6 protein-coding genes are annotated in these 6,359 nt (G+C 43.8%); 3 read left to right on the top strand and 3 right to left on the bottom strand.

Annotation, left to right across the window (positions count from 1 at the left end; genetic code table 11):
- Window positions 1–8 precede the first annotated feature (8 nt).
- The 3 genes from ruvC to ACTCNA_RS17235 are packed head-to-tail and all read right to left on the bottom strand — an operon-like array spanning window position 9 to window position 3,338.
- A complete protein-coding gene (ruvC, locus tag ACTCNA_RS17245) occupies window positions 9–563 on the bottom strand; it encodes a crossover junction endodeoxyribonuclease RuvC (RefSeq protein WP_462949181.1) in 555 nt (184 codons plus the stop codon).
- Window positions 563–1,453, bottom strand: a complete 891-nt coding sequence (locus tag ACTCNA_RS17240; RefSeq protein ID WP_462949180.1) for a DMT family transporter — start codon at window positions 1,451–1,453, stop codon at window positions 563–565. The genes ruvC and ACTCNA_RS17240 overlap by 1 nt, the downstream gene beginning before the upstream one ends.
- Window positions 1,440–3,338, bottom strand: coding sequence for a tetratricopeptide repeat protein (locus ACTCNA_RS17235; protein WP_462949179.1), 1,899 nt, complete (start codon window positions 3,336–3,338; stop codon window positions 1,440–1,442). Before ACTCNA_RS17235 ends, ACTCNA_RS17240 begins: the two co-directional genes overlap by 14 nt.
- 109 nt (window positions 3,339–3,447) lie before the next feature.
- On the opposite strand from ACTCNA_RS17235, the gene lipA reads away from it, so the two are divergent.
- The 3 genes from lipA to ACTCNA_RS17220 all read left to right on the top strand — a co-directional run bounded on the left by lipA (window position 3,448) and on the right by ACTCNA_RS17220 (window position 6,030).
- A complete protein-coding gene (lipA, locus tag ACTCNA_RS17230) occupies window positions 3,448–4,311 on the top strand; it encodes a lipoyl synthase (RefSeq protein ID WP_462949178.1) in 864 nt (287 codons plus the stop codon).
- Between the two features lie 203 nt (window positions 4,312–4,514).
- A complete protein-coding gene (gene lipB / locus ACTCNA_RS17225; RefSeq protein WP_462949182.1) occupies window positions 4,515–5,192 on the top strand; it encodes a lipoyl(octanoyl) transferase LipB in 678 nt (225 codons plus the stop codon).
- A gap of 40 nt (window positions 5,193–5,232) precedes the next feature.
- Window positions 5,233–6,030, top strand: a complete 798-nt coding sequence (locus ACTCNA_RS17220) for an endonuclease/exonuclease/phosphatase family protein (protein ID WP_462949177.1) — start codon at window positions 5,233–5,235, stop codon at window positions 6,028–6,030.
- The last annotated feature ends 329 nt before the right edge of the window (window positions 6,031–6,359 follow it).

The raw sequence follows: 6,359 nt of genomic DNA, 5'->3' as shown, positions 1-6,359 counted from the left end.
ATCACTGCCTACTTCACTCGCCCCGGGTTCTTTTTCACAAAATCGCCCCAGCTTTTATACTCCTTGCTTTTTTGCGGTTTGCCCTGCTGAATAAAATGGCAGATGGCCACGGCTACGGCATCGGTGGCATCCAGCCCCTGGTCCAGGTCGGATAAATGATACACTTTTTGAAGAAAATAGGCCACTTGTTGTTTCGAGGCACGCCCCATTCCGGTAATCGACTGTTTTACCAGCAGCGGTGCGTATTCCTGAATGGGTACCGAATGAAACAGTGCCGCCGCCATAATCACACCTTGTCCGCGTCCCAGTTTCAGCATACTCTGCACATTTTTCCCGTAAAACGGCGCTTCGATGGCCATTACATCCGGGCGGTACTCTTCCACGAGGTGCAACGCCCGTTCGTGCAAATGTTTCAGCCGCTGGTAGTGGTCGGAAAATTTACCCGGCACCAGCGTTCCCATGTGCAGGATGACCGGCTGGTTGTTGCGTATCTCAACCAGTCCGTATCCGGTAACCGTAGTTCCGGGGTCGATGCCCAGTATTTTTAGTGGTTTTGAAGTCATCAAACTTTCTTCTCTTTTTTATCTAATTGCTGTATAAATATTCCTGAAACGATAAAAATCAGCCCGATAAAAGTAGTGACGAATAGGTGTTCTTTCAAAATAAAGTGAATAAAAATGAGCGAAACAAACGGCGCCAGAAACACGAGGTTTCCAATTTTGGCGTTGTTGGTGCTCAGGTGCATGGCTTTTAGCCACAGCACGTAAGTAATTCCAACTTCAAAAATTCCCACATAAATTGCCGCGTAAAAACTCTCTCCTGTTTCCACCCTGAAATCGGAAAAAATCCAAACGGCGATGGTGAGATAAATCAGTCCGAAAAAGAAGTTCAGGAAGAGTTTCACAATCTGGTCACGCTTGTCGCGTACGCTGAAAATCCAGTAAAATGACCAGAGAATGGAACTGCTGAGTGCAAGAAAAACACCGTAAATATTGGTGTTCTCAAATCCACGAATTCCCCCCTGCGACGAAATAAAAACCACCCCGATAAAACTGATAAACAGTGCCACGATGCTCAGCTTCCCGATTTTCTGCCCTAAAAACGGCACCGAAAGCAACGCCAGCACAATGGGCCAAACCATGTTGAGCGGTTGCGCTAGTTGAGCTGGCAAGAGCGAATAGGCTTTAAACAATACCAAATAATAAAACAACGGGTTAAAAGCCCCCAGAAAAATGGAGTTAAGCCAGTGTTTTCGCGACTGCCGAAACAATAATCGGGTCTTATTCTGAATGAGTAAAATCGTCAGCAAAACAGCTACAGTAGTTGCCGAAGCATAAAATATAAGCTGGATAAAATCCAGTTCGCGCAGGGCAATTTTAAAGGCAGTGGCCACGGTTGACCAAAAAAACACGGCCATACCGGCAAAAAGATATGCTTTGTTAGTTGAATTCATTGGGAATAGAGTCCTTTTGCAGGAAAAATTCACCTTCCGGAGAAGGCATTTCTTCGGGGTAAATTTCGCGCAGTTCGCGGTACTTTTCACGCGACTCCTCAATAAACACACTCCCCGGGTGGCTGGTCAGCATCTCTTTATACAATTGTTTCGCATCTTCTTTGCGGTCCAGATTGTAATTATACAATTCAGCCAGCATGTATAAAGCATCGTCAGCCAGCAACTCGTAGCTGAAATCAGTCCGGATTTGCTCAAGATACTCTGCTGCTTTTTCGTAATTGTTCCGTGATACTTCAATTTTCGACTTTCGGTATAAAATATCATCTACCAGTGAGTGGTAAGTGTAGGTTTCGGCAATGGTATCGAGCGTTGCAAGGGCCAGTGAATCTTTGTTGCGGAAGAACAGCAGGTCGGCGCGCGAAAACATTTGCAGCGGAACAGCCGTGGTGTCGAGGTTAAGGTTGTTGCCAATCAACATCGATAGATCCATGGCATCGTTGGCCGTGAGTTTCGAAGTACTGGCTTTCAGCACGTCGAGTTGTGCCCTGGCCCAGCTGAAATTGCCCATGTAATAGCCCAGTTTGGCTTTTTTCAGTTTCACCTCGTCGCCCAGAGTATTCTTTTTATTGGCATCAATCACCTGCGAGTAGAGCAGCATGGCCTCCCACGGATCGCCGGCATAAACGTAAATATCCGCCATTTCTGTTTTCAAAACTCCGGATTCTTCGGATTTTAACCGCGGAATTTCCAATCCCCGCTCTAAAACGGAAACAGCCTTTTCGGTTTCATCAAGGTAAAAGGCGAGCAGATGGGCATATTCCTGCATAACATTTAACGTGGCTGGTGAATATCCCAGCAGTTCCAGTCCTTCCTGAAATTCCCCGGCCAGTTTATCTGCTTCTGAAATATCATCCGGATTTTCCAGGGTAAAATGCATATATGATGCGTGAATTTTCTGGGCAAACGACTGATTATAAAACGGATTTGCATCACCTTTTTCGAGAAGATAATCAAATGCGTTCCCGGCACTTTCATATTCTTTATTGTTCAGGGCCATGAGTCCCAGACGATAAATCTGAGCATCCTCTTCTCCGGTTCTCCGGTCGAGGGAAACCGATTGCCGCAGTGCCGCCGAGAACTGCCGTTCCTGAAGCAGAAACCAGATCATCAGCCGGTTGTAACCGGTAACCGACGGTTCGTTCTGAATACGTTTTAAAACCTGTGTCCTGAATTTATCGCGCAGCGAATCGTCAACATCGAGGCGCATTGCCGAAGCCAGGCTGCTTTGCACGCGGTTAATCTGGGTTTCATCCTGCCGCACCAGGTTAAGGTACTCCTCCATCATATTTTCATAATCGCGTAAATACAGGTAAGATCTCGCCAGTTCATAATTAAACTCCTCGCCGGGAACGGTTTCACGACCCTGCAGGTAAACATTTTTCGCCCATTCATATTCACGCCACTGCAAAAAAGCATTGGCTGTAATCAGGTAATTTCCTTTGTTCCCAGGTATCATTTCAATCGCCTCGTTGTACTTTTCATCGCCTTCTTCAATATTCCCGCGCGCTTTTAAAACATAGCCCTGGTGAATTAAAAACTCGGGCGAAGGCCGGTTAAATTTTTCAATTTCTTTTTTCACTTGCTCTTCAGCTTCATCAAATCGTTCGAGCTCGATGAGGGAAGTTAAATACATCCTGAAATAGTAGCTGTTTCGCGACAAATTGTACACCTCGAGCAACAGGGGAGCCGCCTTTTCATACTCATTTGATTTAAAATAGGAAAGCGCCAGCCTCGAATTGGTTTGTATTTCCTGTTGTTTGGTATTCTGTCCTGAAACAACATGTAAGCAAAACAGCATCAGTATGGTAAACAGAAATCGTTTCATATTCATTTTTGCAATACTACAAAAATAACATTGAAAACCGAACAATGGTTTTAGCAGTTGGTTTTAACATTTGAATTTTAAAAATTACTTTTGCATAAAATTATATGTTATGGCACATGAGCTGAGAGAAAGGCATAGACTGCCACGTTGGATGAAGATGAAAATGCCAAAAGGCGAAAGCTACTCCAAAGTCAAAAATCTGGTAAACGAGCACGGTTTACATACCATTTGTACCAGCGGGAATTGTCCGAACATTGGAGAATGCTGGAACAGGGGCACTGCCACTTTTATGATTCTGGGCGACATTTGCACCCGGCGCTGTAAATTTTGCGCGGTGAAGAGCGGCAAACCGCTTCCTCCCGATGAAAAAGAGCCTGAAAAACTGGCCGAATCAGTACGGATTATGGGTGTGAAACACTGCGTGATTACTTCGGTTGACCGCGATGATTTGGACGACCAGGGAGCCGGAATCTGGGCACGCACCATCCGGGAAGTGAAGCGGGTAAACCCCGAAACGCAAATCGAAGTGTTGATTCCCGATTTCAGGGGAAAAGAGGAATTGATTCAACAGGTTATCGATGCCGGCCCGGAAGTGGTTTCGCACAACCTCGAGACAGTGGAACGACTGACACCTTTTGTACGTTTTGCTTCGAAATACCGCCGCAGCCTCGATACTATAAGATACATCGCACAAAACCACAAAGTGGCCAAATCGGGCATCATGCTCGGACTGGGCGAAACGAAAGAGGAAGTGCTGCAAACCATGGACGACTTGCGCGAAGCCGGCTGCAAAGTGATGACAATCGGTCAGTACCTGGCGCCTACCGCCACGCACATGCCGGTAAAAGAATACATTAAACCGGAACAGTTTGCGGAATACCGCGAAATCGGCCTCGAAAAAGGATTTTCGTTTGTGGAAAGTTCGCCGCTTGTGCGGAGTTCTTACCGCGCAGAGCAACATGTGAATGCATAGGAAAAGCCCCATCCCAACCTTCCCCAATAGGGAAGGAGAAAGATGAAGATGGTTGTTTTTGAGAGTGTTCTTTTTTGATACATATAATTTTAGGAATGAACTAAAACCTTATTTTATTTATAAACCTTAGTAGCCAAATTTTAGAATAGGTAACAGAGGTAACCTTATTACCTTATTATTTTGAAAATGCGGGGTTTACTTCAATTTTATTAAAAATGGCAGATTTTAATTACAACGATATTGGTCTGAAAGACTACAAAGAGGTGTGGGACCAGCAGGAACAAATCCTTGCAGAAATAATTGCAGAAAAGCGGGCAAGCAAACAACCGACTTCAAAAAACCAGTTTATTCTGGTGGAGCATCCGCATGTTTATACGCTTGGGAAAAGCGGCGACGAAAAAAACCTGCTGGCACACGGCGATTTACTGAAAAAAATTGAAGCCACTTTTTACAAAATCAACCGGGGTGGCGACATTACTTACCATGGGCCGGGCCAGTTGGTGGGCTATCCCATCATCGATTTGGAATATTACAAAATCGGGGTGCGCCCATACATCGAAAAAATGGAAGATGCCATTATTGCTACCATCGCCGAATACGGCTTGAGAGGCGGCCGGAAAGAAGGTGCCACCGGCGTTTGGCTCGATTTCGATCATCCATCACGCGCCCGGAAAATCTGCGCCATTGGTGTGCGCGTGAGCCGCTATGTAACCATGCACGGTTTCGCGCTCAATGTAAATACCGACATGCGTTATTTCAGCTACATCAACCCCTGCGGCCTCACTTTTGGTGTAACTTCCATTCAGCAGGAACTGGGAAAAGAAATTCCGATGGATGAAGTAAAAAGGATTGTCAAAGAAAAGTTTAACCAGATTTTTTAACAGGTTAAATCTCAAGTGAGATAAAATAAATTTTAAAATTATGATTAGAATAAAATATTGGATTATTATCTTTTCAATTTTGGGGCTGGGGTTTTTGTCAGTTTCTACATCTGCGCAACACACTGAAGATAAAGGGCATCCTCTAAAGGTATTAAGTTACAACCTTCGGTTTGGAGAACTTGCTTCACTGGAAGAACTGGCAGAATTTATTAAAAGTGAAAACCCCGACGTGGTTGCTCTTCAGGAAGTTGATGTACGAACAAACCGGGAACGGGCTCCACACCAAAATGGGAAAGATTTTATTACTGAACTGGGGTTCCGTACCGGAATGTTAACAGCTTATGCCCGAACAATTGATTACTCGGGAGGATATTACGGAATAGGAATTCTGTCAAAATATCCGTTTGAAAAAACCCGAAAAATTTTGCTTCCTGTTCCCGAAGGTTCGAATGAACAACGTGCACTTTTATTAGCTGATGTCGAATTACCTACCGGCCAACAAATCACTTTCATTTCTACTCATCTCGACCACTCTTCATCCAAGGTGCGCACTATTCAGGCAAAAGCAATTAACAAGGCCCTCAAAAAAATTAAACAACCGCTAATAATTGCCGGCGACTTTAACGGACAACCTGATTCTCCCGAAATTAGCAAGGGCATGAGAAACTGGCTCCAGGCCTGCAGCCCTGATTTTACCATTCCTTCACAAAATCCAAAATCCAAGATTGACTACATTTTTTACCGACCAGCCAAAAACTGGAAAGTGAAAAATTCATATACACCACAGGTTACCTTGTCAGATCATTTGCCTGTAGTTGCAGAAATGGAAATTCATTAATCAACACAAAAGAAACACCCCCTAACCTGCTCAAATTCAACAGTAAGCTTAAATTTTAGTATTTTGGCTACTACCCCAATTGCATTTCCTTACATCGCTTTGAAATAAATTAACGATTGGCCAATCGACTTATTGTAAATTTTACTACAAGCGCTCAAATTGCTAAAAAATAACAAATTACAATTTTAACTTAAAAATAAATTTAAAAAGATATTATGATTAATGTTAAACCTTAAATCCGCAAGAAATATTTCGGTTACAAATTTGAGCCGTTTTTGTGAAATATTTTATGTTTTATCTCAATTTTCACAAATATTCCGCCCAAAAGG

The sequence above is a fragment of the Tangfeifania sp. genome, assembly GCF_055108615.1.
Note: the sequence above shows the minus strand (reverse complement) of the source record. Positions and strands in the feature narration are given on the sequence as shown.

What these genes read in the sequence shown, in the direction of transcription:
- lipA (WP_462949178.1), top strand. Translation starts at nt 3,448, where the DNA reads ATGGCACATGAGCTGAGAGAAAGGCATAGACTGCCACGTTGGATGAAG.
- ruvC (WP_462949181.1), bottom strand. Translation starts at nt 563, where the DNA reads ATGACTTCAAAACCACTAAAAATACTGGGCATCGACCCCGGAACTACG.
- ACTCNA_RS17240 (WP_462949180.1), bottom strand. Translation starts at nt 1,453, where the DNA reads ATGAATTCAACTAACAAAGCATATCTTTTTGCCGGTATGGCCGTGTTT.
- ACTCNA_RS17220 (WP_462949177.1), top strand. Translation starts at nt 5,233, where the DNA reads ATGATTAGAATAAAATATTGGATTATTATCTTTTCAATTTTGGGGCTG.
- ACTCNA_RS17235 (WP_462949179.1), bottom strand. Translation starts at nt 3,338, where the DNA reads ATGAAACGATTTCTGTTTACCATACTGATGCTGTTTTGCTTACATGTT.